We start from the raw sequence: 24932 nt of genomic DNA on the forward strand, positions 1-24932 counted from the left end.
TAATCAACAAGCCCCGGAAATGGATTTCCGGCTGCACGAGGCAGCCGGATTTCAGTCAAGCATCAATTGGGTTTCAAGATCCACACTTAGGCGGACTTCTTGTCGTCCTTGATTTCCTCATAGTCGGCATCGACGATATCGTCCTTGCCGCCTTCCGCAGAGCCTTCGCCGCCTTCAGCCTGCTGCGCCTCATAGATCGCCTGACCAAGCTTCATGGAGACTTCCATAAGTGTCTGTGTCTTGGCCTGAATGTCATCTGCATCCGGCTCGGATGCTTCAACAGACGTCTTCAGCGCTGCGATGGCATCTTCGATGGCCTTGCGGTCCGTCTCGGAAACCTTGTCACCATACTCCTTCACCGACTTCTCGGTGGAGTGGATCAGGCTTTCGGCCTGGTTCTTGGCTTCCACACCGGCGCGACGCTTCTTGTCAGTCTCGGCATTGGCCTCGGCATCCTTGACCATCTTTTCGATGTCGGCGTCTGAAAGACCACCAGATGCCTGGATACGGATCTGCTGTTCCTTGCCGGTACCCTTGTCCTTGGCGGAAACCTGCACGATGCCGTTGGCGTCGATATCGAAGGTGACTTCGATCTGCGGAACGCCGCGGGGTGCCGGCGGCAGGCCAACGAGGTCGAACTGACCAAGCGACTTGTTGTCGGCGGCCATTTCGCGCTCACCCTGCGAAACGCGGATGGTCACGGCAGACTGGCTGTCTTCGGCTGTCGAGAAGGTCTGGCTCTTCTTCGTCGGGATCGTCGTGTTACGGTCGATCAGACGTGTGAAGACGCCACCCAGTGTTTCGATGCCGAGCGACAGAGGTGTCACGTCGAGAAGCAGAACGTCCTTAACGTCACCCTGCAGAACGCCAGCCTGAATGGCTGCACCCATGGCAACCACTTCATCAGGGTTCACACCCTTGTGCGGCTCCTTGCCAAACAGCTGCTTGACGATTTCCTGCACCTTCGGCATGCGGCTCATACCGCCGACGAGAACCACTTCTTCAATTTCGGCTGCAGTCAAGCCAGCATCCTTCAACGCTGCCTTGCACGGTGCAACGGTGCGCTGGACCAGATCGTCAACCAGGCTTTCAAACTTGGCGCGGGTCAGCTTCAGTGTCAGGTGCTTAGGACCAGTCGCATCCGCCGTGATGAACGGCAGGTTGATTTCGGTCTGCTGCGAAGACGACAGTTCGATCTTTGCCTTTTCAGCGGCTTCCTTCAGGCGCTGAAGCGCAAGCTTGTCGCCCTTCAGATCAATCCCTTGATCCTTCTTGAATTCGCCAGCCAGATATTCGACCAGACGCATGTCGAAGTCTTCGCCGCCAAGGAAGGTATCGCCGTTGGTGGACTTCACTTCGAAAACGCCGTCGCCGATTTCCAGAACGGAAATATCGAAAGTGCCGCCACCCAAGTCGTACACGGCAATCGTCTTACCTTCCTTCTTGTCGAGGCCATAGGCCAAGGCGGCAGCGGTCGGCTCGTTGATGATGCGCAGAACTTCAAGACCGGCGATCCGGCCTGCGTCCTTGGTTGCCTGACGCTGTGCGTCGTTGAAGTAGGCGGGAACCGTGATGACGGCCTTTTCGACCTTTTCACCAAGGTAGGATTCGGCTGTTTCCTTCATTTTCTGAAGAATCATGGCAGAAATCTGGGAAGGGGAGTAGCCCTTGCCCTGTGCCTGAACCCAGGCGTCGCCGTTGTCACCCTTGACGATCTCGAACGGAACGAGGCCCTTGTCTTTCTCGACAGTGGGGTCTTCATAACGGCGACCGATCAGACGCTTCACGGCAAACAGGGTGTTGGTTGGGTTGGTGACGGCCTGACGCTTAGCAGGCTGGCCGACCAGACGCTCGCCATCGTCGCTGAATGCAACCATGGAAGGGGTCGTGCGCGCACCTTCCGCGTTTTCAATAACTCTAATATCCTTGCCGTCCATCACTGCAACGCAGGAATTGGTCGTGCCAAGGTCGATACCGATTACTTTTGCCATTTTTCTTCTCTCCTTGAAGCGAGTTGTCGGAACCCCGGGAGGCATTCCACTGACAACTCCTTGACTTGGATGGGTCTTCCGGTTTTGTCAGCATTTCTGCTGGTCTGCGGGGTATATAAGGAGCGATTTTTCAGGCTGCAAGGCGATAGCGCTGCTGAGAGGTGCAAAAAAAAGAAATGAAGCCCTCATATGCGAATGAAGCCCCTGCGCGTGCAGACATTGGATCCGAATGCAAGAAACATTGGACGTTTGGGTATCGAAGCCAAATCCTTGGAAACCGTCACGTGTCTGTCACGCACGGCCCCTATAGGCGAATGTATCTTCAACCAAACACCCATCCCGCGAGGTTACCATGCGCAAATTTCTCGCGCTGCTTGTCGCAACCACCGTTCTTGCCGGTGCCGCACAGGCTGCGACCGTTTATCCCCTCGACCGCGCGACGATCCTGTCCGGCTCGCCTTTTGATTTCAAGGTCGAGTTCAAGAGCGTCGTAAAACCTGAAGACGTCAAGATCATGGTCAATGGCCAGGATTACAAGGCTGTCTTCGGGTCCGACGTTACGTTCACGGCGGAAGAAAAGGGCAAGGAAGACAAGGTGCTCGGGTCTGCTGTCATTCTGCGCGGACTTAAGATCGCCAAGGCTGGAGATTACAAGGTCGAGGTCTCGGCAGGCTCCGAAACCAAAAACGTCACATGGACGGTTTATGGCACGCCTGAGAAGCCAAAAGCCAAGAATATCATCTTCCTGCTCGGCGATGGCCTTTCGGTTGCCCACCGCACGGCGGCCCGCATCATGTCCAAGGGCATGACTGAAGGCAAAGCCAACGGTCGCCTCAACATGGACGAGATGGACCGCATGGCGTTCATCGGTACATCCTCTACAGAAGCTGTCGCCACCGACAGCGCCAACACCATGTCCGCTTATATGACCGGCCACAAGACAGCCGTGAACGCGCTTGGTGTATATGGCGACCGCACGCCTGCAAGCCTTGACGACCCACGCGTCGAGACGATGGCAGAGGCGCTGCGCCGCCAGACCAAGAAGTCGATCGGCATCGTCACGACCTCCGAATTGCAGGACGCAACGCCTGCGGCCGTCGTGTCTCATACCCGTAAACGCGCCGACAAGGCCGAGATCACCGGCATGATGTACGACGTCAAGCCAGAGGTCGTTCTGGGTGGTGGCTCCGCCTACTTCCTTGGCAAGGACACGCCCGGCTCCAAGCGCAAGGACGACAAGGATTACATCAAGCTGTTCAAGGAAGCCGGTTACACGCTGGCAACCGACAAGAGCGAGCTGGAAAAAGCCGAAGGTTCCAACACGGGCAAGCTTCTGGGTCTCTTCCACCCGTCGAATATGGATGCGGTTCTTGACCGCAACTTCCTTAAGAAGGGAACCGTCGACAAGTTTCCGAACCAGCCTGGTCTCGTCGATATGACCAAGGCCGCTCTTGGTGAGCTTTCGAAGAACCAGGACGGCTTCTTCCTGATGGTTGAAGCGGCAAACATCGACAAGATGTCCCACCCGCTGGACTGGGATCGCGCCGTGATGGAAACCATCGAATTCGACAAGGCCGTCGGCGTCGCCCGCGAATTTGCGGCGAAAAACCCGGATACGCTGATCGTCGTCACCGGCGACCACACCCATGGCGTTTCCATCATCGGCACCGTCGATGACGACAAGCCGGGCGATGAAATGCGCGCCAAGGTCGGGACCTATGCGGAAGCCGGATTCCCGAACTACGAAGACAAGGATGGCGATGGTTATCCGGACCGGATCGACGTCAGCCGCCGTCTGTTCCTCAATGCCAATAATGGTCCTGACCATTATGAAACATTCCGTCCGAAGATGGATGGTCCTTTCGTTCCGGCAATCCAGAACGAAAAGAAGGAATATATCGCCAACGAAGCCTACAAGAACGTTCCGGGCGCCGTTTTCGTCCAGGGCAACATCCCGAAAGAAGGCGATAGCGGCGTTCATGCCGTCGACGATATCGTGCTTCAGTCCACCGGTCCCGGCTCGGAAGAGTTCAAGGGCTATATGGAACAGAGCGACGTCTACCGCGTACTGGCCGATACGTTTGCGCTCGGCGTAAAGCAGACGCAGTAAGCCATGCATTGAGTGATAACGATCCGGCTCGCATCATGCGGGCCGGATCGCCTCGTTCTAGAATAATCCAGACAGGTCCAAATCGGAGATCGTCATGGCGCGCTCTTTCCCCATGCTAACCCGCAGGCAGTCTCTTCAACTTGCCAGTCTGGCGGCATTCTCGCTTGCCGCTCGTCAATCCTATGCGTCCCCGTCGACGCTGACCTTCGATGAGATGTATGGCAAGGTCGGCGTGCTCGGGCTGGAATTTTCCGATAAACTCAAGCAATTGAGCGGCCAGGATATCCGCATGAAGGGCTTCATGGCTCCGCCGCTCAAAGCTGAGGCTGCCTTTTTCGTGCTGACAGAGATTCCAATGGCGCTCTGCCCGTTCTGCTCGTCCGATTCCGACTGGCCCGATAATATCGTCGTCGTCTATCTCTCCGAAAAACAGACCTTCGTGCAGCCAAGCACCACGATCGAGGTCAGGGGCGTGCTAGAGTATGGCTCGTGGACCGACCCGGAAACGGGGTTCGTCAGTCTCGTGCGCATTCGTGATGCAGAATATTCGGTCTCGTAAACATGCTGTCACTGACCATATCCGGCCTGACCGTCTCTTTCCCCGGACTTGCAACGCCTGTTCTGTCCATCGACGCCTTGAGCGTCGCTGCCGGTGAGACCATGGCAATCACGGGCGCTTCGGGCTCGGGCAAGAGCACCTTCGTCAATATCATTACCGGACTGGAACGGGTCCGCGAGGGCAAGGTTGTCTGGAGTGATCGTGATATCGCCGGATTGACCGAAACCGGACGAGATCGCTGGCGCGGCGAAAATGTCGGGCTCGTCATGCAGGAGTTTCACCTTTTGCCCGGTCTGTCCGCCATCGAAAACGTCCTGCTCCCGGTTCGCCTCGCACGCGCCATGTCCAGTGACTATGGCAAGCGCGCCAAGGCTCTGCTCGAAAAAACCGGTCTTGGTAGGCCGGATCAGAACATCGACACCATGTCGCGTGGTGAGATGCAGCGCGTTGCCATTGCGCGGGCTCTGTTGCGAAAACCGGGTGTCATCGTTGCCGATGAGCCGACTGCAAGTCTCGATCCCGACAATGGTGAGGCCATCGGCCGCCTGCTGGTCGAGCTGGCAAGGGCGGAAGGCACGACGCTCATCGTTATCACCCATGACAGGCTTCTGGCACAACGCCTCGACCGCCGTCTGGAATTCGCCAATGGCCGGATCCTGTCCGACACCGCCGGGAAGGCCTGATATGATCCGTTTTATTCTCTCCGATCTGAAACGGCTCTGGGCAGGCTCGCTTGTCGTCGTCCTGCTGGTTTCCCTCGCAACGGCGCTCGGCGTCACCGTGACATTGCAGGAACGCGCTTTGCGCCTGGGGACGGCCCGAGCAGCCGACAAGTTTGATCTCGTCGTTGGTGCGGCTGGCAGCGAGACGCAACTGGTTCTATCCTCGGTCTTCCTCCAAGCGGCACCGTTGCCGCTGGTCAGTGGCGAAACCTTGGCATCCCTGACGAACGATCCGCGTGTCGCATGGGCCGGACCAGTCGGTTTCGGAGATTCCTTTGCCGGCTATCCAATTGTCGGAACGACGACCGCTCTCATCAAAAACACGGCCAGCGGTTTTTTGGAAGGTCAGGGCTTTGCCGATGGCGAAGACGCCGTAATCGGTTCTGCCGTAGATTTGCCCATTGGCGCTGAGATCAAACCGATGCATGGCGCACCGGAAGAGGGCGGTCATACCCATACCGAGATCATCTATCATGTAGAGGGCCGTCTGAAGCCCACCGGAACGCCGTGGGATCGGGCCATTCTGGTGCCGATCAGCTCCGTCTGGCACATTCACGGCATGGAGGCGCATGAGGAAGGGCAAGATCACGCCCATGAAGCCGAAAGCCATGATGTCCACGCACATTCCCATGAAGAGGGTGAGGCTGCCGGGCTGAACGAGACATTTACAGCGCAAACACCGGGTGTACCGGCAATCCTCGTGAAACCGAAAACCATCGCGGACGCCTACAAGCTGCGCCAGCAGTACCGGCAGGGAAATACGATGGCGGTGTTTCCCGGCGAAGTGTTGACCAAACTCTATGCGACGCTGGGCGATGCACGGCAGGTTCTGTCTGTGGTCGCTATCGGCGCGCAAGGGCTGGTTGGCGCATCCCTCATTCTCGTCACGCTGACGCATATCGTCCAAAGGCGAAAGCAGATCGGTGCCTTGCGTGCGTTCGGTGCACCACGATCCTCGATCTCGCTGATTGTCTGGACGGAATTGTTTGCATTGTTTGCAACAGGCATCGCGCTGGGCTTTGCCATCGGCTTTACGGCCGCAAACATCATCACCGGCATGCTCGTCGCCAAAAGTGGCGTCGTTATGCCGGTGGAATTTGCGCGGGCTGATGCTACCCAAGCTGCTGTGTTGCTTGTCGTCGCAGCGGCTCTGGCAATCCTGCCTGCATGGCTGGCTTACCGCCAGTCACCTGCGCAAGCGCTTCGCGGATAAGCGACACTGGTCGGACTTCAATGCGGCTCGATATGCGCCTTGTGGAAGATGTCGTCCTGCGGCGGTATCGCCTGACGTTCGATCATCCGGTGAACGCGCGGGCGGGTCGCACCGCGGTGCAGCTTTAAAATGCTGTCCCAGCTTTCCGCGTCGGCTTGGGTGCGACGGTGGTTGTGGCGCACATATTCCACCCAGGTTGGCACGTGGTAGATTTCCGTCCAGATGTCGGGGTTTTCCAGATCGCGCATCAGCGTCCAGTTCTGCGCGCCGTCCCGCAGGCGAATGCGTCGCCGCTCGACCATGATGGCCATGAATTCCGGCAGGTCGCTGTCGTCGATTTCGTAATCGACCAGAATGGCGATGGGGCCGCTGCGGGGTTTGATGTCGAGGCGAAGGTTCGGCTCCACGAAGCGGTTGAGCGGATCGAGATTGAGCGATGCGAAAGCGGGCATGGTCAGCTTGAAACCGACGAGAACGCCCAGCAGCATCAGCACGCACGAACAGAGCAGCGAATAGGTCAGGCCGTAATCTTCCGCCAGCGAGCCCCACAGCCAGCTGCCCACCGCGATGCCACCGAAGGTCAGTGTCTGGTAGAGCGACAGCGCGCGTCCCACCACCCAGCGTGGCGTCGACAGTTGCACGATGGTGTTGAACAGCGAAAGCGCCAGCACCCAGCTTGCGCCAGAGACCGTTAGAACAAGTGCCGTCAGAATCGCGTTGGTGCTGATGGCCGTCACACCGGCGCTGAAGGCGAAACCGAGGAAGGCGACGCGTACGATCCATTCGCTGCTCAGCGTTTCACGCAGACGCGCGCTGATCAGCGCTCCACCGATGGCGCCGACACCGAAAGCGCCGAGCATGATGCCGTAGGTCAACGGCCCGCCCTGCACGAGATCGCGGGCGACAAGCGGCATGAGAGCCAAAATCGCGCTGGCCGACAGACCGAACAGAAAGCCACGAACCAGAACCTTGCCGATATTCGGCGACATCGCCACGTAGCGCATTCCCGCCGAAATCGCGGCCAACAGATGCTCACGTGGCAAGGTCGACGTATTTTTTGGCGGCTGCCATTTGATGAGTGCATAGATCAGCGTGAAATAGCTGAAGGTGTTGACGAGAAACGCTGCCGCCGCCCCCGCAATCGCGACGATGACACCGCCGATGGCGGGACCGACGCTGCGGGTGATATTGAAGCCGACGCTGTTGAGGGTCACGGCTGCTGGCAGGTCTTCGCGCGGCACCATTTCGCCGACGGATGCCTGCCAGGACGGATTGTTGAGAGCCGTGCCGCAACCGATCATGAAGGTGAAAAACAACAGCAACCAGGGCGATAGCCAGCCAAACCAGGCAAAAACGGTCAGCATGACGGAAGCGGTCAACATCAGGAACTGAGCCGAAATCATGATACGGCGGCGGTCGAGACTGTCCGCAAGCGCGCCTGACACAAGGGAGAACAGCATGATGGGAAGGGAGGTCGAGGCCTGCACCAATGCGATCATGTTTTCCGACGAGGACAGCGCCGTCATCATCCATGCAGCACCCACCGCCTGAATGAGGCCGCCGAAATTGGAGGCGATGCTTGCAAACCAGATCGTTCTGTAGGTTTGATGCTTGAGCGGCGTGAGGGGAGATTTTCTATCGGGCACGGGCAGTCCAATGGATGCAATTGCTGGTGATGCGGCAGACACTATAGACGCCGTTTGAGAGGATGCTACTGTTTCAGGCTCTGCCAAGGTAAAATTGTGGCGATAGCCAATTTAGCGGCGCTTGCGCCTTATCCTTGCATTATCGGCCGTAAGGGTTTATACGGACCTTCAAATTCTTGATCGTCTGATGAAGAGTGGGGTCGCAAGGCCCCGCTCTTTTTCGTTAGGCGCCCTTAAAACCGGCACGAACGCCGGTGTTGGACATGAGACCGGAAGGCCAGAATGGCAGAAGCCGAACCAAGACTGATAACTGAAACGGGCGTAGATCAACGCATCGCCGAGATCATCGAGCCGGTGCTGACAGGCATGGGCTATCTGCTGGTCAGGGTTCGCCTGTCCAATCAGAACGGTTCGACCTTGCAGGTCATGGCCGAACGTGAAGACGGAACCATGACCGTTCAGGACTGCGAAGCGGTGTCGCTCGCCATTTCTCCGGTTCTGGATGTAGAAGATCCCGTTCAAACGGCGTATCATCTGGAAGTGTCGTCGCCCGGCATCGACAGGCCGATGGTGCGCAAGATCGATTTTGCCCGCTGGCAGGGCCATATCGTCAAGGTCGAGACGTCGATCCTGGTGGATAACCGCAAGCGCTTCCGTGGCAAGATCGCGGGCGTCGAAGAAGACGGTTTCAAGCTTGAACGTGACCAGATCGCCTACGGCGAAGAGCCGGTGGTGATGATCCCGTTCAACACACTGTCCGACGCGAAGCTGATCCTGACGGATGAACTCATTCGCGACGCGCTGAAGGCGGACAAGCAGGCCAAGGCCGCAGCTGCCAACCAGAACGAAGAAGCAGACGAAGACTAATTCCAACGTATAAGCCCTGATAACGCGGGCAAAACGACATACGGAGACATAAAATGGCAGTCAGTGCTAACAGGCTTGAGCTTCTGCAGATCGCCGATGCTGTGGCGCGCGAAAAGGTCATCGACCGCGAAATCGTGCTCGCCGCGATGGCCGATGCCATCCAGAAGGCTGCCCGCTCGCGTTACGGTTCCGAAACCAACATTCGCGCCGACATCAACTCCAAGACCGGCGAAATCCGCTTGCAGCGTCTGCTCGAAGTTGTCGAAAAGGCCGAAGACTACGGCACGCAGATCCCGCTGGAGCTGGCGCGCGACCGCAACGTCGATGCCAAGATCGGTGACTACATCGCCGATCCGCTGCCGCCGATGGATTTCGGCCGCATCGCAGCCCAGTCCGCCAAGCAGGTCATCGTCCAGAAGGTCCGTGAAGCCGAGCGCGACCGCCAGTATGACGAATTCAAGGATCGCATCGGCGAGATCATCAACGGTACCGTCAAGCGTGTCGAATACGGCAACGTCATCGTCGATCTGGGCCGTGGCGAAGGCATCATTCGTCGCGACGAGATGATCCCACGGGAAAACCTGCGTTACGGCGACCGCGTTCGTGCCTTCGTCTATGACGTGCGCCGCGAACAGCGTGGCCCGCAGATTTTCCTGTCGCGTACCCATCCGCAGTTCATGGTTAAGCTCTTCACCATGGAAGTGCCTGAAATCTACGACGGCATCATCCAGATCAAGTCGGTTGCCCGTGACCCGGGTTCACGTGCCAAGATCGCCGTTATCTCCAATGACAGCTCGATCGATCCGGTCGGCGCCTGCGTCGGTATGCGCGGTTCGCGCGTTCAGGCCGTGGTCGGCGAGCTTCAGGGCGAAAAGATCGACATCATTCCCTGGTCTCAGGACCCGGCGTCCTTCATCGTCAACGCCCTTCAGCCTGCTGAAGTGTCCAAGGTTGTTCTCGACGAAGAGGCTGAGCGTATCGAAGTCGTCGTTCCCGATGAGCAGCTGTCGCTCGCCATCGGTCGTCGCGGACAGAATGTACGTCTCGCGTCGCAGCTGACCGGCTGGGACATCGACATCATGACGGAAGCCGAAGAGTCGGAGCGTCGTCAGAAGGAATTCAACGAACGCACCGGCATTTTCATGGAAGCGCTGGATGTGGACGAAATGGTTGGCCAGGTTCTGGCGTCCGAAGGCTTCGCGCAGGTCGAAGAACTCGCCTATGTGGATCTGAGCGAAATTTCCTCTATCGACGGTTTCGATGAGGATACAGCGATTGAAATCCAGACGCGCGCCAAGGAATATCTCGAGCGCATCGAGACTGAAATGGACGCAAAGCGCAAGGAACTCGGCGTTACCGACGAGCTTCTCCAGATCGATGGTTTGACATCTCCGATGTTGGTCGCGCTGGGTGAAGAAGGTGTCAAGACCATCGAGGACTTTGCAGGTTGCGCCGCCGACGATCTGGTTGGCTGGAGCGAACGCAAGGATGGCGAGACCAAGAAGTTCGAGGGCACATTCTCAAAGCTCGACGTTTCGCGAGTCGAAGCTGAGAACATGATCGTTCAGGCCCGCCTTCTGGCTGGCTGGATCACGCAAGAGGATCTTGCGGCTCAGCAGGAAGACCTTGGTGTCGAGGAGGCGGATACCGCCGATCAGGAATGATTTCGCAGGCGCATGAGCCGGACGAATTGGTCGATGACGACCAGTTCGAAGGCACCGCAAGTGAGCGGATGTGCATTGTGACACGACAAATCGGAACACCGGATGAGTTGATCCGTTTTGTCGCAGGCCCGGACCAGAGTGTTGTTCCAGACCTGAAACGCCAATTGCCGGGGCGCGGTTGCTGGGTGACACCCGAGCGCGCCCTGATAGAAAAGGCCATTGCGAAGAAGCTCTTTGCGCGTGCCTTGAAGACGGATGTGAAAGCCGGACCGGACCTTCTGGATATGATGGACCGATTGATGGCGCAGCAGCTGGCCGGGATGATGAACATGGCGCGTAAAGCCGGTCAGTTCATCTCGGGTGCGACGAAGGTCGACGCCTCCGTGCGATCGGGAAAGACCCTTGCGGTCTTTCACGCGACCGATGCAGCGCCCGACGGCGTGCGAAAGATAAACCAGGCCCGCAAGGCCTGGACCCTCGGCTCAGGCGCCGAGACGGAAATACCGTCCTTTCAGCTCTTCAGCGAGCAGGAAATGGACGACCTTATGGGCCAGAATGCTTTTATCCATGCCTGCGCGCTTGCGGGACAGGCGGGTGAGGGTGTAGTGAAGCGCGCAAAGATGCTCGAGCGGTATCGCCATGGCGAAAAACCTCGGGAAGAAATTGACGCTGCCCGGATGGAAACACAATGACGCGGTTATCGGACATGACCGTCTACCGCGTTCGGATACAGCAATTGTAGAGACAGAGTCTGGTGACGTCATCCGGCTCTCGTCTGAAGGAACGGGAACGGAATGACCGACAACAACGACGACAAGACACTGAACGCACCAGCCAAGAAGACCCTGACACTCAAGCCGAGTGGGGCGTCTCAAGGCACTGTGCGTCAAGATATGGGTCGAGGTCGCACGAACGCGGTTGTGGTGGAAACACGCAAGCGCCGCCCATTGCGTCCCGAAGACGAAAAGCATGTGATTGCACCGATTGCCGCGCGCCCGGCCGCACCGGCTGCCGCTGCTCCAGCCGCGCCGCGTCCGCAGCAGCCTCAGCAGCGCGGTCATCAGTCTGGTAATCAACAGCGTCCAGCGCCATCTCCGCAGCCACCTCGCCAGCCGGATCGTCCGCGCGGCAATGTGCTGCATGATCTGTCTGCCGGTGAAATGGATGCACGCCGCCGCGCTCTCGCAGAGGCGCAGGCCCGCGATATCGTTGAAGCCAAGCAGCGCGCCGAAGATGAAGCCCGTCGCAAGGTTGAAGAAGAAGCACGCCTCGTAGCGGAAAAAGCAGAAGCTGTGGTTCGCGCCCAGGAAGAAGCTGCTGCTGCCAAGATTGCGGCCTCTCAGCCAGCGCCGGTTGCCCCAGTTGAAACTCCAGCCGATGCTTCGGCACAGCCTGCACGTCAGGATGCGCGTTCGCAGACGACACGGACCGTTGCGCCTGCCGCAGCACCTGCTCCCGGCTTGACGCCGGCACGCGGCACGCCAGGCGCGCGCCGGACCGAAAAAGAGGAAGAGGACGAACGCAGCAACCAGCGCCGTGGTAACCTGCCGGTTCGTGGCAAGGTCGCGACACCTGTTCCTGCCAAGCCTGCCGCTCGCCTCAAGACGGAAGAAGAGCGTCGTCGTGGCAAGCTGACGGTGACATCCAATCTGGAAGAAGACGGTCAGGCCCGTGGCCGCTCGCTGTCTGCCATGCGCCGTCGTCAGGAAAAATTCCGCCGCGGCCAGATGCAGGAAACGCGCGAAAAGGTTATGCGCGAAGTCATTCTGCCTGAGACCATCACCATTCAGGAACTTTCGCAGCGTATGTCCGAACGGGCCGTCGATGTGATCAAGTATCTGATGAAGGAAGGTCAGATGATGAAGCCGGGCGACGTCATCGACGCCGATCTGGCCGAGCTGATTGCAGGCGAATTCGGCCATACGGTCAAGCGCGTCTCGGAATCCGACATTGAAGAAGGTATCTTCAATATTTCTGACGAAGATGGCGGCGGCGAGCTTGTTTCGCGTCCTCCTGTCGTCACCATCATGGGTCACGTCGACCACGGCAAGACATCGCTTCTCGACGCCATTCGTCAGACGAGTGTTGTGTCCGGTGAAGCGGGTGGCATCACCCAGCACATCGGTGCCTACCAGGTCGAGAAGAACGGTCACAAGATCACCTTCATCGACACCCCCGGCCACGCCGCCTTTACGGCCATGCGTGCCCGTGGTGCACAGGCAACCGATATCGCGATCCTGGTCGTTGCAGCCGACGACAGCGTGATGCCGCAAACGATTGAATCGATCAACCACGCGAAAGCCGCGGGTGTGCCGATCATCGTGGCGATCAACAAGATCGACAAGCACGAAGCCAATCCTGAAAAGGTTCGCCAACAGCTCCTGCAGCACGAAGTGTTCGTGGAATCCATGGGCGGTGAAGTTCTCGACGTCGAAGTCTCGGCCAAGAACAGGCTCAACCTCGACAAGCTTCTCGAAGCCGTTCTGCTCCAGGCCGAAATTCTCGATCTGAAGGCAAACATGAACCGTACTGCCGAAGGCACGGTCATCGAAGCCCAGCTCGACCGTGGTCGTGGCTCTGTGGCAACGGTTCTCGTCCAGAAGGGCGTTCTGCGTCCAGGTCAGATCATCGTTGCCGGCGATCAGTGGGGCCGTGTGCGTGCGCTGGTCAACGACAAGGGCGACCACGTCAAGGAAGCCGGTCCTGCCATGCCGGTCGAGGTTCTAGGTCTTTCGGGCACGCCATCTGCCGGTGATCGCTTCGCGGTCGTCGAAAACGAGGGACGTGCGCGCGAAATTTCCGAGTACCGCCAGCGCTTGACGCGCGACAAGGCCGTTGCACGTCAGACCGGTCAGCGTGGTTCTCTGGAACAGATGATGACGCAACTGCAGTCGACAGGCCGCAAGGACTTCCCGCTGCTTATCAAGGGCGACGTGCAGGGCTCGATCGAAGCCATTGCCGGCGCGCTGGACAAGCTTGGAACGGACGAAGTGCGTGCGCGCATCATCCATTCCGGTGCAGGCGGCATCACCGAGTCCGACATTGCGCTTGCCGAAGCATCGAACGCGGCCATCATCGGCTTCAACGTTCGTGCCAATGTGCAGGCGCGTACTGCTGCCGAACGGGCCGGGATCGAAATTCGCTACTACAACATCATCTACGATCTGGTTGATGACGTGAAGGCAGCGATGTCCGGTCTTCTGTCGCCAGAACGTCGTGAAACCTTCCTCGGCAATGCCGAGATCCTTGAAATCTTCAACATCACCAAGACCGGTAAGGTTGCCGGTTGCCGTGTGGTTGAAGGCAAGGTCGAACGTGGTGCAGGTGTTCGTCTGGTGCGCGACAACGTTGTCATCCACGAAGGCAAGCTCAAGACGCTCAAGCGCTTCAAGGACGAAGTCGGCGAAGTGCCGGTCGGTCAGGAGTGTGGTATGGCATTCGAAAACTACGAAGACATCCGCGCTGGCGACACCATCGAGTGCTTCCGCGTAGAGCACATCACCAGAACGCTCTAAGCGTTTCGCCACACCAAATAAAACTGTCGGGCGCCGGCTTAACCGGCGCTCGCTCTGTTTGAGGCTTGATAAAATGGCAAAAGTAACATCATCCGCGCCTTCGCAACGCATGCTGCGCGTTGCCGAACAGGTTCGCGCTGCGGTGACCCAAATTCTGCAACGCGGAGAGGTGAACGACGATCTTATCGAAAAGACGGTGATTTCCATTTCGGAAGTGCGCATGTCGACCGATCTCAAGATCGCGACCGCTTACGTCACGCCAATCGGCGTCGATGACCATACCGACACGATCACAGCGCTGAACCGTCACGCAAAGTTCTTGCGTGGCCGTCTCGGTCCACATCTGCGTCAGCTGAAATATGTGCCGGAACTGCGGTTCCGCGATGATACCAGCTTCGACAATTACAAGAAGATAGACGCGCTCCTGCGCTCGCCGGAGGTTCAGCGCGATCTGGGACCTTCAACTGAAAAAGACGACGAACAGAACTGAAGCATGTCCAAACCACGCAAACAGCAAAACCGTAAGCCCAAGGGCCGGCCGATTTCCGGTTGGCTCATTCTTGATAAGCCCTTCGATTTCGGCTCGACAGAAGCCGTCTCGAAAATCAAATGGCTTTTCAACGCCCAAAAGGCCGGCCACGCCGGAACACTTGATCCGCTCGCCTCCGGCATGTTGCCGATTGCGCTGGGCGATGCGACCAAGACCGTTCCTTACGTGATGGACGGACGCAAAATCTACGAATTTGCCGTATCCTGGGGTGAAGAGCGCACCACTGACGATATGGAAGGCGAGGTCCTCAACACATCGCCCGATCGCCCCGACGAACAGGCAATTCGTGACCTTCTGCCGAATTACACCGGCACCATCATGCAGACGCCGCCGCAGTTTTCGGCCATCAAAATTGCCGGTGAGCGTGCTTATGATATCGCACGCGGCGGTGAAGCGGTCGAAATTCCCGCCCGTGAAGTCATCATCCACCGCATAACCCTGCTGGCCTGCCCGGACGCCAACACGGCGCATTTCGAAGTGGAATGCGGCAAGGGCACCTATGTGCGTGCGCTCGCCCGTGACATGGGCCGCGATCTGGGCTGCTACGGCTTCATCTCGCAACTGCGCCGCTCCATGGTCGCGCCCTTTTCGGAAGATGCCATGGTGCCCTTGGCAAAGCTGATCGAATTCGAAGCCATCGAAGATCGCGACGAGAGAGCCGCTGCGCTTGACGCCTACCTTATCGATACGTCCGAAGCCTTGTCGTCTCTGCCGCACCTCATCATCAATGATGATCAGGCGCATCGATTGAAAATGGGCAATCCAATTCTCCTGCGCGGTCGTGATGCGCCGACACAGGAAATGGAGGCCTATGCGACGGCGCGCGGTAAGCTGGTCGCCATCGGTGAGATCGCCGAAGGCGAGTTCCGTCCCAAGCGCGTTTTCGGCTGAGTGCTGAAACATCAGGCTATCCCAAAGAGGCGGTCCCAATCGCCTCTTTCCTTTATAGACCAATTGGTTTATAGGCAGCGGCAGCTTGGGCAGCGCCCGCGCTAATGAATGGCCAGTGCTGGACGACATCCCGGTACTTGGCGTCCCGTTTTTCCTTAAATAGAAAGGATCGTCCGATGTCGATTACTGCAGAGCGCAAAGCCGCCCTCATCAAGGAATATGCCATCAAGGAAGGTGATACCGGTTCGCCGGAAGTTCAGGTCGCAATTTTGACCGAACGGATCAACAACCTGACAGGCCACTTCAAGGATCACAAGAAGGACAACCACTCGCGTCGTGGCCTTCTGACCATGGTTTCCAGCCGCCGTTCGCTTCTTGATTACGTCAAGAAGAAGGACGAAAGCCGTTACACCAAGCTGATCGGTGCCCTCGGTATCCGCCGCTAAAAACATGACACCGGCGGGTTTCGATACGAAGTCCGCCGGTTTCTTTACCCGCAGTCTTTTCGAAGACGCGAAAACGAAGATGGGCCGGATGGGCCGGTGCCGTCTGACATAAACCGATGACCTGTCATGGGGCAGGATTGCCGGATGCTTTAGTAACGCCTGAAGCGTTGCTGCATGTCTCTTGTACATGCGTTTGAGCCTCCCGCTGTCTTGCCCGTGACCTGTTAAAGCCTCCGTGTTTTCCTTCACTGTGAGAACCGAGGCGACATTTGAGGACAAGATATGTTCAATCAACATTCCGTCGAAATCGAGTGGGCAGGCCGCCCCTTAAGACTTGAGACAGGCAAAGTTGCCCGTCAGGCCGATGGTGCGGTGATCGCAACCTACGGCGAAACAATGGTTCTCGCGACCGTCGTTTCCGCAAAGTCTCCAAAGGCCGGTCAGGATTTCTTTCCGCTGACCGTCAACTACCAGGAAAAGACATACGCAGCCGGCAAGATCCCCGGTGGCTATTTCAAGCGCGAAGGCCGTCCTTCCGAAAAGGAAACGCTGGTTTCCCGCCTGATCGACCGTCCAATCCGCCCGCTGTTTCCTGAAGGCTACAAGAACGACACACAGGTTGTCGTGACAGTCATTCAGCATGATCTCGAAAATGACCCGGACGTTCTGTCGATGGTTGCCGCTTCCGCAGCGCTGACGCTTTCGGGTGTTCCCTTCATGGGCCCAGTCGGCGGTGCACGCGTCGGCTACATCAACGGCGAATATGTTCTGAACCCGCATCTCGACGAGATGGACGAGTCGGTTCTGGATCTGGTCGTTGCCGGTACGCAGGACGCCGTCCTGATGGTTGAATCGGAAGCCAAGGAACTCAACGAAGAAATCATGCTCGGTGCCGTTATGTTCGGTCACCGCGGTTTCCAGCCTGTCATCGACGCCATCATCAAGCTGGCTGAAGTTGCTGCCAAGGAACCCCGCGAATTCGAGCCGGAAGATTTCTCCGCCCTCGAAGCTGAAATGCTCGGCGTTGCCGAAGCTGAACTGCGCGATGCCTACAAGATCACTGAAAAGGCTGCCCGTTACGCAGCCGTTGACGTCGCCAAGTCAAAGGTCAAGGCGCACTTCTTCCCGGAAGGTGCAGAGCCGAAGTACACCAATGAAGTCATCGGCGCTGTCTTCAAGCATCTTCAGGCGAAGATCGTTCGCTGGAACATTCTGGACACCAAGAGCCGCATCGACGGTCGCGATCTGTCCACTGTTCGTCCGATCGTGTCGGAAGTCGGCATGCTGCCACGCACCCACGGTTCGGCGCTGTTCACACGCGGCGAAACCCAGGCCATCGTTGTTGCAACACTCGGCACCGGCGAAGACGAGCAGTATGTGGACAGCCTGACTGGCATGTACAAGGAACGCTTCCTTCTGCATTACAACTTCCCTCCCTACTCGGTTGGTGAAACAGGCCGCATGGGCTCCCCGGGCCGCCGCGAAATCGGTCACGGTAAGCTCGCATGGCGCGCAATCCGTCCGATGTTGCCATCGCCTGAGCAGTTCCCCTACACGCTGCGCGTTGTCTCCGAGATCACCGAGTCCAACGGCTCGTCCTCGATGGCAACCGTTTGCGGCACATCGCTCGCTCTGATGGACGCTGGCGTTCCGCTTGCCAAGCCGGTTGCCGGTATTGCCATGGGCCTCATCCTCGAAGGCGAACGCTTCGCCGTTCTCTCCGATATCTTGGGTGACGAAGATCACCTCGGCGATATGGACTTCAAGGTTGCCGGTACAGCCGATGGCATCACCTCGCTGCAGATGGACATCAAGATCGCCGGTATCACCGAAGAGATCATGAAGGTTGCTCTGGAGCAGGCAAAGGGCGGTCGCACGCACATTCTAGGCGAAATGGCCAACGCCATCACCGAAGGACGTTCGCAGCTCGGCGAGTTTGCACCACGCATCGAAGTCATGAACATTCCGGTCGACAAGATCCGTGAAGTTATCGGCTCCGGCGGCAAGGTTATCCGCGAAATCGTTGAAAAGACCGGCGCCAAGATCAACATCGAAGACGATGGCACAGTCAAGATTGCCTCGTCCTCGGGCAAGGAAATCGAAGCGGCCCGCAAGTGGATCCACTCCATCGTTGCAGAGCCTGAAGTTGGCATGATCTACGAAGGCACGGTCGTCAAGACCGCTGACTTCGGCGCATTCGTCAACTTCTTCGGCGCACGCGACGGTCTCGTTCATATCTCGCAGCTGGCATCCGATCGCGTTGCCAAGACCTCCGACGTCGTCAAGGAAGGCGACAAGGTTTGGGTCAAGCTGATGGGCTTTGACGAGCGTGGCAAGGTTCGCCTGTCCATGAAGGTTGTCGATCAGGCAACCGGCAAGGAAGCCGTTGCTGAAAAGAAGAGCGAAGGCGAAGCTGCCGAATAAGGCTGCATGCGCTTGAAGATATCGAGGCGCGGGATTTCTCCCCGCGCCTTTTTTCTATCTGAACCTAGGAACGACCCTCATGAGCCGCGACGCCGTCAAAACCCTGTTTCACCCCTTTGCCGCAGAGATGCTGGCGAGCCCTAAAGCGGACGAACGCGTCCTGTTTCTGGGCGCTGAAGCGGGCGCGCCGCGTCTGGAAGGGTTCGATGCCACCATTACAGCCGTTCAGAACATGCGCCCGCTCTACCGTGCACTGCATGCGCAGGGCGTAGAGGTAACGCCGGAGATTTCGGGTGAAGACTATGACGTGGCACTTCTCATCGGCGGCAAGCATCGTGGCGAAAACGAAAACCGCCTTGCGCAGGCGCTCATCCGCGTCAAGGCGGGTGGCCTGATCGTTGCTGCCGGTTCCAAGGAAGACGGCATCGTCACGCTGCGCAAGACCCTGTCGAAGCTTGGGATCGAAGCGGAATCGACACCGAAATATCACGGCGTCGCCATCTGGTTCAGACGTCCCGACGATGTCTCGGCAGCTGTTTCCAAGCTCCAGCAGGGTGCCGCCACCATCGATGGCCGCTTTACCGCGATGCCCGGCATGTTCTCGCACGACCGCGTGGACGGCGGCTCCGAACTTCTGGCATCACGCCTGCCGACGGATTTCGATGGCAATGCCGCCGATTTTGGTGCTGGCTGGGGTTATCTTTCCGTCATGCTGGCTGAAAAGTCCGCGCGCACCGCCCGGATCGATCTGTTCGAAGCCGATTGGAACGCGCTGGAATTCGCAAAGACCAATATGCTGGAAAACTGCCCACGTCTCACGGCACGCTTCTTCTGGCAGGATCTGGTGGCAGAGCCACCAAAGGAAAAATACGATCTCATCATCATGAACCCGCCCTTCCATGCCAATGGGCAGGCGTCAGAGCCAGCCCTCGGCCAAGCGATGATCAAGACGGCGGCAACGGCACTGCGCAGTGGCGGAAAGCTGCTGATGGTTGCCAATCGCGGCATGCCCTACGAGACGATGCTGTCCACGGAATTCCGCTCCAGCCAGGAAGTCTGCCGCAACTCGCGCTTCAAGGTTTTGAGCGCGCAGAAATAATCAGCTCAAAAGCCACGCCCAGAACGACACGGTCAGCACACCGAACAGGGTGGAAATGCTGATCGTGGAGGCGGCAATGCTGTGACCGATGCCGAAGCGGTTGGCCAGCAGCCAGGAGTTGATTCCGGTCGGCACACAGGATGTGAGGACCAGTGCGGCGGTCCATGCCGGGCTCAAACCCAGCGCATGGGCGGTCAGCCACACGCAGGCAGGTAGCAGGATCAATTTGAAGGCGGTCATCGTCACCGCAATACGCAAATTGCCGCGAATGGGATATTTGGTCAGTGCCATACCCAGCGATATCAGTGCCGCCGGTCCCGCCATGCTGGCAATCTGATCGATGACGGTCGTCATGACCTCAGGCATCGCAAAGCCCGTCATGTTGAAGCTCAAACCCAGCACAAGCGCGATCACCAGCGGGTTTTGTGCCAAGTTTCGCCCCACCTGCCTCAGAACGGCAAATGCGCTGCGCTTTTCTCCGCCCAGAACCTTATGGGTGGCATTTTCCATGAGAATCGTTCCGGCAATCATCATGATCGGCAGGTGTATCACCAGCAGAATGGAAATCGCCACAATGCCTTCGCTACCGATGGAGCGCCCGACGAGCGGCAGGCCGATGAAGATGTTGTTGGCAAATGCGGATGATATTCCAGCGACGACGCTGACGCGCAAATCCTGTTTGAAGACGTGCCGGGTCACCAGCTGTCCCACGGTCCAGGTCACCGCGACGCCGGCAAAATAGGTCACCCACAGCTTGAACGGCGAGGCGCCGTGAAAATCGGCAGACGCAAGCGTGCGAAAAATTAGTGTGGGAACGGCGATCTTGAAGACGAAGTCGCTGAGCACATCGCTGGCGTCCGCCTTGAAAAGCTTCAGCTTGACCGTGATCCAGCCAATGAGAATGAGCAGGAAGATCGGAGCGACATTGATGGCGACAGCATACATTGCGGAGGTACTTTCGCAGGCCCTTGGCACGAGACTTCGGGTCTAGCGCATCTGTGGCAGGCGAACAACCAACGCGCCCGCACAAAAGAAAAAAGCGAGGTCGCCCCCGCTTTCATCCGCTTGCCTCACCAGTACATCCGTGATGACGCAATGGGCATTCTATAACAACGCTGCATGACAGACACATGACGCATTTCTTTTTTTCGCAGCACCTGTTCTGCCAGGGGTGGCAACGGTTTTGGCTTTTCTTGTCGCCAAAATTCTTTAAGACCTGATGGCAGGTAACGCATCGATCGATGCATCTCGGATAAGAGGCTCATGACAAAATTCGACGTACTGACGGTCGGCAACGCCATCGTTGATATCATTTCCCGCTGCAATGATCAGTTTTTGGAAGAGACCAAGATCACCAAGGGCGCGATGAACCTCATCGATGCCGAGCGCGCCGAACTGCTCTATTCGTTGATGGGCCCAGCACTGGAAGCATCTGGTGGCAGTGCTGGCAACACGGCGGCTGGCATTGCCAATTTCGGCGGTCGTGCAGCCTATTTCGGCAAGGTTGCGGAAGACCAGCTTGGCGAGATTTTCCAGCACGATATTCGCGCCCAGGGCGTTCACTTCGAGACCAAACCGCAAGGCACGTTCCCGCCAACAGCACGCTCGATGATCTTCGTCACCGAAGACGGAGAGCGCTCGATGAACACCTATCTCGGTGCCTGTGTCGATCTCGGTCCCGAAGACGTCGAACCATCGGTCGTTGCCTCTTCGCAGGTCACCTATTTCGAAGGTTATCTCTGGGACCCGCCACGCGCCAAGGATGCGATCCGCGATAGTGCTCGCATTGCCCATGAAAACGGTCGTGAAGTCTCCATGACGCTGTCGGACAGCTTCTGCGTCGGTCGTTACCGCGATGAATTTCTCGATCTCATGCGCTCCGGCACGGTCGATATCGTGTTCGCCAACAAGCAGGAAGCGCTCTCGCTCTATGAGACCGATGATTTCGATCTGGCGCTGACAAAGATCGCTGCCGATTGCAAGATTGCGGCGGTGACCATGAGCGAGGAGGGCGCAACCATCGTTCGCGGCACAGAACGCATCAAGGTCGAGGCCTACCCGGTTTTCGACGTGGTCGACACGACGGGCGCGGGCGATCTTTTCGCCGCTGGCTTTTTGTATGGCTATACGCAGGGGCGTTCGCTGGAAGACAGCGGCAAGCTCGGATGCCTGGCGGCGGCTGCCGTCATCCAGCAGGTCGGTCCACGTCCCATGTCGTCGCTGAAGGCGCTGGCGGAAAAGCACGGCCTTATCTGAAGGCCATCGCCTACTTGAAGGCTTCTCCGGGATATGCACCCCAGATTTCACCCTGAGACACCCAGCCGGTCACCTGACCGGCTTCGGCCTTGCACCAGTCGCCGTTGCATTCGCCGATCCTGATCTGAACACCCGGCTCCAGCTTGGCCATAATACCCGCGCCGGATTGGGGTTCACGGCGCAGGTTGACATAGACGTCCTTTCCCTTGCCGCGCATCCATGGCGCTGCGACGGCGGTTCGCTCGCCCGATAGCAGCGCCTGGTTGACCCAGCCCTCGGTGCCATCGGCGTCGCGTATACGCCGCCAGTTTTCATATTCCTGAATGATTTCAACCGGCATGCCGGACTTCATGTACATCCACGACACCGCGTAATCTGTGCTCGGGCCGATGCGCATGTTGACGCGTCTCGATTTCAGGCTGACGAAGCGTGGCAAAGGCAGGCCGCTTGCGCCCTTGGCCGCACCTTGTGCCATCACAGGTGCGCTTGCAGCGTCGAGAAAACCCAGCGACAATGCCATGCAGACAATAAGGACAATGCTACGCATGCCGGTTTCCGTTTCCTTGCGTTTCAGCAATCGAGATGACGATCAGGCCTACCATTTCAACAGTCGATGAAGGCAACATGCGAGATTTGTTTGTCTTCGCCGGTGGGTCTGGTAGAAACGCCCGTGGTGAAAGAAATTATCGCTCTTTTTGGTTAACGACCTCTGAACAAGGTGCCATCGGACAATGACGAATAAGAAGAGACCGACCGTCTATTTGACACGCAAATTGCCGGATCTGGTCGAAACCCGCATGCGAGAGCTGTTCGACGCGGAACTGAACATCGAAGATGCCCCACGCACCAAGGCTGAGCTGATCGCAGCCATGCAGACAGTGGACGTTCTGGTGCCGACCGTCACGGATCGCATCACGGCCGATATGATCGAGCAGGCAGGCCCTCAACTGAAATTGATCGCCGGGTTTTCAAACGGTATCGACCATATCGATGTGGATGCTGCCGCCCGCAAGGGCATCACCGTCACCAACACGCCCAACGTCCTGACCGAAGACAGCGCCGATATGACCATGGCCCTGGTGCTGGCCGTCCCGCGCCGTCTGGTGGAAGGAACCCGCGTTCTCGCCAACGGCTCGGATGAATGGCTGGGCTGGTCACCCACATGGATGCTGGGACGCCGTCTGTCGGGTAAGCGCATCGGCATTGTCGGCATGGGGCGCATCGGCACGGCGGTCGCCCGTCGCGCCAAGGCCTTTGGCCTGTCGATACATTATCACAACCGCAAGCGTGTCAATCCGGCCACCGAAGCCGAGCTCGAAGCGACCTATTGGGACAGTCTGGACCAGATGCTGGCCCGCGTCGACATCGTGTCCGTCAACTGCCCTTCGACGCCTGCCACCTATCACCTGATATCGGCCCGCCATCTGGCGCTGATGCAGCCCACGAGCTACATCGTCAACACGGCGCGCGGCGATATCATCGACGAGGCAGCGCTGATCCGCTGCCTAATGGACGGCAAGATTGCGGGCGCGGGCCTCGACGTTTTCGAAAACGAACCGGTGGTCAACCCCAAACTCATCAAGCTCGCCAAGGAAGGCAAGGTCGTTCTGTTGCCGCATATGAGTTCCGCCACCATCGAAGGCCGCATCGATATGGGTGACAAGGTCATCATCAACATCCGCGCCTTTTACGATGGCCACCGGCCCCCAAATCGGGTCCTGCCGGGGCGGGCCTAGACGATATCAGGCCAGACGCTTCGTCATCTCGATGGAGGTTACGCGCGTATAGCCGGGATGGGAATTTTCTGCCGTTCTTACGAAACCCCATGCAGCAAAGCGGCGGTGGTTGCTGATGAGTTCGATGCGCGTTTCCAGCCGCAGCGCCATAAGCCCCAAACCAAGGGCTACCTCTTCCGCTTTACCCAGAAGAGCAAAGCCTACGCCTTTGCCCTGCGCCAATGGGGGAACCGCGAGTTTGCCGACGTAAAGGCTGGTTGCTTCCGGCCTCAAGAATATGCACCCCAGCAGGGTCTCGTCCTCAAGCGCAATAAAAGCGATCTCGTCACGTGTTTTCTGCGTCAGTGTCTCGGGCGTCAGCCGGTGCGCGGAAGACGGCGGATCGATCACGCCGTCCATATAGGCAAAGGATGACCTGATCAGCGCCAGCAACTCGGAAAACCGCGAAAAGTCGCCGTCGATCTTGACGATATCGATCATGATGTCTGTGCACGCCGCTTGTAGCGAACGGTATCGAACCGCGCCGCCAGCGCATCGTATAGGAGCAGCCGTCCGATCAGCGGCTCTCCGGTCCGGGTTATCAGCTTGATGGCTTCCATCGCCATGATCGTGCCGATCACCCCGGTGAGGGCACCGATGATGCCTGTTTCGGCGCAGGATGGCACCACTCCCTCCGGTGGGGGGGCAGGGAAGAGATCGCGATAACCCGGCCATAACATGCCATCGGGTCCGGTCTCATAAGGTTTCAAGACGGTCACGGAACCATCGAAGCGACCGACGGCGCCCGTCACCAGCGGCACCCCAGCGGTCTCTGCTGCGTCGGCTGCGGCGTAGCGTGTGTCGAAATTATCGGAACCATCGATAACGAGATCGAAGGATTTCAGATGGTCATTCGCCCAGACAAGCGAGAATCGTTCCTCGAAATTCTGCGTCCGCACATGCGGGTTCAACTGCGCGATGGAGCGGCGGGCGCTTTCCGTTTTCTGTTCTCCGATCGTGCCCGTGTCGTGAATGATCTGACGCTGGAGATTGGAGAGCGAAACCACATCGTCATCGATAAGACCGAGCGTACCCACGCCAGCCGCTGCCAGATAATACAGCACCGGCGCACCGAGGCCACCTGCGCCGATCACCAGCACTTTGGCAGCCTTGAGACGCTGCTGGCCCGCGCCGCCGATTTCCGGCAAAAGAATATGGCGCTTGTAGCGTTCGATTTCCTCTGGTGTCAGGGGGTCCAAAGTCA

Annotated in this window: 21 protein-coding genes; 15 read left to right on the forward strand and 6 right to left on the reverse strand. The window is 58.2% G+C overall.

What is annotated here, in order from left to right; all coding sequences use genetic code 11:
• Nucleotides 1–86: 86 nt before the first annotated feature.
• Nucleotides 87–1991, reverse strand: coding sequence for a molecular chaperone DnaK (gene dnaK / locus RMR21_RS14580; RefSeq protein ID WP_174151719.1), 1905 nt, complete (start codon nucleotides 1989–1991; stop codon nucleotides 87–89).
• Between the two features lie 352 nt (nucleotides 1992–2343).
• Here dnaK and RMR21_RS14585 point away from each other — a divergent pair, with 352 nt between their 5' ends.
• The 4 genes from RMR21_RS14585 to RMR21_RS14600 all read left to right on the forward strand — a co-directional run bounded on the left by RMR21_RS14585 (nucleotide 2344) and on the right by RMR21_RS14600 (nucleotide 6595).
• A complete protein-coding gene (locus RMR21_RS14585) occupies nucleotides 2344–4101 on the forward strand; it encodes an alkaline phosphatase (protein ID WP_498668675.1) in 1758 nt (585 codons plus the stop codon).
• A 94-nt stretch (nucleotides 4102–4195) separates the two neighbouring features.
• Complete coding sequence (locus RMR21_RS14590) at nucleotides 4196–4660, forward strand: hypothetical protein (RefSeq protein WP_498668676.1); 465 nt, start codon at nucleotides 4196–4198, stop codon at nucleotides 4658–4660.
• A 2-nt stretch (nucleotides 4661–4662) separates the two neighbouring features.
• The gene (locus RMR21_RS14595; RefSeq protein ID WP_498668677.1) at nucleotides 4663–5343 is read left to right on the forward strand and encodes an ABC transporter ATP-binding protein; all 681 of its coding nucleotides are present in this window, start codon (nucleotides 4663–4665) and stop codon (nucleotides 5341–5343) included.
• 1 nt (nucleotide 5344) lies between these two features.
• Nucleotides 5345–6595: an ABC transporter permease gene (locus RMR21_RS14600; protein ID WP_498668678.1), complete on the forward strand. Its 1251-nt coding sequence runs from the start codon at nucleotides 5345–5347 to the stop codon at nucleotides 6593–6595.
• Nucleotides 6596–6612: 17 nt separating this feature from the next.
• Here RMR21_RS14600 and RMR21_RS14605 read toward each other — a convergent pair whose 3' ends face one another.
• Nucleotides 6613–8241: an MFS transporter gene (locus RMR21_RS14605; protein WP_498668679.1), complete on the reverse strand. Its 1629-nt coding sequence runs from the start codon at nucleotides 8239–8241 to the stop codon at nucleotides 6613–6615.
• Between the two features lie 282 nt (nucleotides 8242–8523).
• Here RMR21_RS14605 and rimP point away from each other — a divergent pair, with 282 nt between their 5' ends.
• The 9 genes from rimP to RMR21_RS14650 all read left to right on the forward strand — a co-directional run bounded on the left by rimP (nucleotide 8524) and on the right by RMR21_RS14650 (nucleotide 19697).
• Nucleotides 8524–9108: a ribosome maturation factor RimP gene (rimP, locus tag RMR21_RS14610; RefSeq protein ID WP_498668680.1), complete on the forward strand. Its 585-nt coding sequence runs from the start codon at nucleotides 8524–8526 to the stop codon at nucleotides 9106–9108.
• 53 nt (nucleotides 9109–9161) lie between these two features.
• Nucleotides 9162–10772 carry a transcription termination factor NusA gene (gene nusA, locus RMR21_RS14615; protein WP_498668681.1) on the forward strand — a complete coding sequence of 537 codons (1611 nt, stop codon included), beginning with the start codon at nucleotides 9162–9164 and terminating at the stop codon, nucleotides 10770–10772.
• Nucleotides 10769–11464 carry an RNA-binding protein gene (locus tag RMR21_RS14620; RefSeq protein WP_498668682.1) on the forward strand — a complete coding sequence of 232 codons (696 nt, stop codon included), beginning with the start codon at nucleotides 10769–10771 and terminating at the stop codon, nucleotides 11462–11464. The genes nusA and RMR21_RS14620 overlap by 4 nt, the downstream gene beginning before the upstream one ends.
• 102 nt (nucleotides 11465–11566) lie before the next feature.
• Nucleotides 11567–14287, forward strand: a complete 2721-nt coding sequence (gene infB, locus RMR21_RS14625; RefSeq protein WP_498668683.1) for a translation initiation factor IF-2 — start codon at nucleotides 11567–11569, stop codon at nucleotides 14285–14287.
• Between the two features lie 73 nt (nucleotides 14288–14360).
• Nucleotides 14361–14777, forward strand: coding sequence for a 30S ribosome-binding factor RbfA (gene rbfA / locus RMR21_RS14630; RefSeq protein ID WP_498668684.1), 417 nt, complete (start codon nucleotides 14361–14363; stop codon nucleotides 14775–14777).
• Between the two features lie 3 nt (nucleotides 14778–14780).
• A complete protein-coding gene (truB, locus tag RMR21_RS14635) occupies nucleotides 14781–15728 on the forward strand; it encodes a tRNA pseudouridine(55) synthase TruB (protein ID WP_498668685.1) in 948 nt (315 codons plus the stop codon).
• 176 nt (nucleotides 15729–15904) lie between these two features.
• On the forward strand, nucleotides 15905–16174 hold the full coding sequence (gene rpsO, locus RMR21_RS14640; protein WP_067649741.1) for a 30S ribosomal protein S15: 270 nt from the start codon (nucleotides 15905–15907) through the stop codon (nucleotides 16172–16174).
• A 282-nt stretch (nucleotides 16175–16456) separates the two neighbouring features.
• Nucleotides 16457–18598: a polyribonucleotide nucleotidyltransferase gene (pnp, locus tag RMR21_RS14645; protein WP_498668686.1), complete on the forward strand. Its 2142-nt coding sequence runs from the start codon at nucleotides 16457–16459 to the stop codon at nucleotides 18596–18598.
• Between the two features lie 79 nt (nucleotides 18599–18677).
• Complete coding sequence (locus RMR21_RS14650) at nucleotides 18678–19697, forward strand: class I SAM-dependent methyltransferase (protein ID WP_498668687.1); 1020 nt, start codon at nucleotides 18678–18680, stop codon at nucleotides 19695–19697.
• On the opposite strand, the gene RMR21_RS14655 is transcribed toward RMR21_RS14650, so the two are convergent.
• Nucleotides 19698–20642 (reverse strand): AEC family transporter, encoded by a 945-nt coding sequence (locus RMR21_RS14655; protein WP_498668688.1) that lies wholly within the window; start codon nucleotides 20640–20642, stop codon nucleotides 19698–19700.
• A gap of 318 nt (nucleotides 20643–20960) precedes the next feature.
• Here RMR21_RS14655 and RMR21_RS14660 point away from each other — a divergent pair, with 318 nt between their 5' ends.
• The gene (locus RMR21_RS14660) at nucleotides 20961–21953 is read left to right on the forward strand and encodes an adenosine kinase (RefSeq protein ID WP_498668689.1); all 993 of its coding nucleotides are present in this window, start codon (nucleotides 20961–20963) and stop codon (nucleotides 21951–21953) included.
• 10 nt (nucleotides 21954–21963) lie between these two features.
• On the opposite strand, the gene RMR21_RS14665 is transcribed toward RMR21_RS14660, so the two are convergent.
• Nucleotides 21964–22500: an SH3 domain-containing protein gene (locus tag RMR21_RS14665; RefSeq protein ID WP_498668690.1), complete on the reverse strand. Its 537-nt coding sequence runs from the start codon at nucleotides 22498–22500 to the stop codon at nucleotides 21964–21966.
• Nucleotides 22501–22684: 184 nt separating this feature from the next.
• Between RMR21_RS14665 and RMR21_RS14670 the strand changes: the two genes are divergently transcribed.
• Nucleotides 22685–23689, forward strand: coding sequence for a 2-hydroxyacid dehydrogenase (locus RMR21_RS14670; protein WP_183896765.1), 1005 nt, complete (start codon nucleotides 22685–22687; stop codon nucleotides 23687–23689).
• A 6-nt stretch (nucleotides 23690–23695) separates the two neighbouring features.
• Here the strand turns inward: RMR21_RS14670 and RMR21_RS14675 are convergent, their stop codons facing one another.
• The gene (locus RMR21_RS14675) at nucleotides 23696–24169 is read right to left on the reverse strand and encodes a GNAT family N-acetyltransferase (protein ID WP_498668691.1); all 474 of its coding nucleotides are present in this window, start codon (nucleotides 24167–24169) and stop codon (nucleotides 23696–23698) included.
• Nucleotides 24166–24927 (reverse strand): molybdopterin-synthase adenylyltransferase MoeB, encoded by a 762-nt coding sequence (locus tag RMR21_RS14680; protein ID WP_498668692.1) that lies wholly within the window; start codon nucleotides 24925–24927, stop codon nucleotides 24166–24168. Before RMR21_RS14680 ends, RMR21_RS14675 begins: the two co-directional genes overlap by 4 nt.
• Nucleotides 24928–24932 lie beyond the last annotated feature (5 nt).

Source organism: Agrobacterium sp. rho-8.1 (assembly GCF_033957725.1).
In the GTDB taxonomy this organism is placed as follows: Bacteria; Pseudomonadota; Alphaproteobacteria; order Rhizobiales; family Rhizobiaceae; genus Agrobacterium.

Bases quoted from the DNA above. Each gene is read 5' to 3' on its own strand.
- dnaK (WP_174151719.1), bottom strand. From the start codon at position 1,991: ATGGCAAAAGTAATCGGTATCGACCTTGGCACGACCAATTCCTGCGTT.
- RMR21_RS14585 (WP_498668675.1), top strand. From the start codon at position 2,344: ATGCGCAAATTTCTCGCGCTGCTTGTCGCAACCACCGTTCTTGCCGGT.
- RMR21_RS14590 (WP_498668676.1), top strand. From the start codon at position 4,196: ATGGCGCGCTCTTTCCCCATGCTAACCCGCAGGCAGTCTCTTCAACTT.
- RMR21_RS14595 (WP_498668677.1), top strand. From the start codon at position 4,663: ATGCTGTCACTGACCATATCCGGCCTGACCGTCTCTTTCCCCGGACTT.
- RMR21_RS14600 (WP_498668678.1), top strand. From the start codon at position 5,345: ATGATCCGTTTTATTCTCTCCGATCTGAAACGGCTCTGGGCAGGCTCG.
- rimP (WP_498668680.1), top strand. From the start codon at position 8,524: ATGGCAGAAGCCGAACCAAGACTGATAACTGAAACGGGCGTAGATCAA.
- nusA (WP_498668681.1), top strand. From the start codon at position 9,162: ATGGCAGTCAGTGCTAACAGGCTTGAGCTTCTGCAGATCGCCGATGCT.
- RMR21_RS14620 (WP_498668682.1), top strand. From the start codon at position 10,769: ATGATTTCGCAGGCGCATGAGCCGGACGAATTGGTCGATGACGACCAG.
- infB (WP_498668683.1), top strand. From the start codon at position 11,567: ATGACCGACAACAACGACGACAAGACACTGAACGCACCAGCCAAGAAG.
- rbfA (WP_498668684.1), top strand. From the start codon at position 14,361: ATGGCAAAAGTAACATCATCCGCGCCTTCGCAACGCATGCTGCGCGTT.
- truB (WP_498668685.1), top strand. From the start codon at position 14,781: ATGTCCAAACCACGCAAACAGCAAAACCGTAAGCCCAAGGGCCGGCCG.
- rpsO (WP_067649741.1), top strand. From the start codon at position 15,905: ATGTCGATTACTGCAGAGCGCAAAGCCGCCCTCATCAAGGAATATGCC.
- pnp (WP_498668686.1), top strand. From the start codon at position 16,457: ATGTTCAATCAACATTCCGTCGAAATCGAGTGGGCAGGCCGCCCCTTA.
- RMR21_RS14650 (WP_498668687.1), top strand. From the start codon at position 18,678: ATGAGCCGCGACGCCGTCAAAACCCTGTTTCACCCCTTTGCCGCAGAG.
- RMR21_RS14655 (WP_498668688.1), bottom strand. From the start codon at position 20,642: ATGTATGCTGTCGCCATCAATGTCGCTCCGATCTTCCTGCTCATTCTC.
- RMR21_RS14660 (WP_498668689.1), top strand. From the start codon at position 20,961: ATGACAAAATTCGACGTACTGACGGTCGGCAACGCCATCGTTGATATC.
- RMR21_RS14665 (WP_498668690.1), bottom strand. From the start codon at position 22,500: ATGCGTAGCATTGTCCTTATTGTCTGCATGGCATTGTCGCTGGGTTTT.
- RMR21_RS14670 (WP_183896765.1), top strand. From the start codon at position 22,685: ATGACGAATAAGAAGAGACCGACCGTCTATTTGACACGCAAATTGCCG.
- RMR21_RS14675 (WP_498668691.1), bottom strand. From the start codon at position 24,169: ATGATCGATATCGTCAAGATCGACGGCGACTTTTCGCGGTTTTCCGAG.